This is a genomic window from Pseudomonas sp. 30_B (assembly GCF_017491605.1).
Lineage (GTDB): Bacteria > Pseudomonadota > Gammaproteobacteria > Pseudomonadales > Pseudomonadaceae > Pseudomonas.
This window is the reverse complement of record NZ_JAFGYY010000323.1, coordinates 1-454: the sequence shown is the minus strand read 5'-3', so window position 1 is coordinate 454 and position 454 is coordinate 1. Positions and strand designations below refer to the sequence as shown.

Below are 454 nucleotides of genomic sequence, written 5' to 3'. Positions count from 1 at the left end.
GATCCTGTCGGACTTCGCCGAGCATCTCGGCCTGCGCACGCGCGGCGAATTGCTCGGCTGGATCGACGCGGCGGGTCTCGTCGTCGTCGGCCGCGACGACGTGAAGCCGGCGCATCCGAAGGCGTCGGACCCCACGGACCCGCTGCACCGCGCGCGCGCGGCCGAGATCACGTCGCTTTGGCGGCTTGCCGCCCGCGCGTGAGCGCGGCGCGCTGCATGGGCGTGCGGCGGCGCGGATGGTTTTCGGTAAACTGTGACGCTTCTACGCACGCCTTGATGCCGCTGCGCGGCCCGAGCTTCGGCTCGGGCGAGCGCCGGCCCGCTTCCCGATGTCGACCAAGACCTACGAAATCCGCCCGAACCAGTCGATCGAACTGCTGAAGGAGCTGCATATCCTGACGCGCGACGGCAAGATGAACCAGGACAGCCGCCGCAAGCTGAAGCAGGTGTATCA

Annotated in this window: 1 protein-coding gene; it reads left to right on the top strand. The window is 68.7% G+C overall.

Annotation, left to right across the window (positions count from 1 at the left end):
- On the top strand, positions 1–202 hold a 202-nt coding region (locus tag J5M67_RS28505; RefSeq protein ID WP_368735973.1), incomplete at its 5' end, for a hypothetical protein.
- Positions 203–454 lie beyond the last annotated feature (252 nt).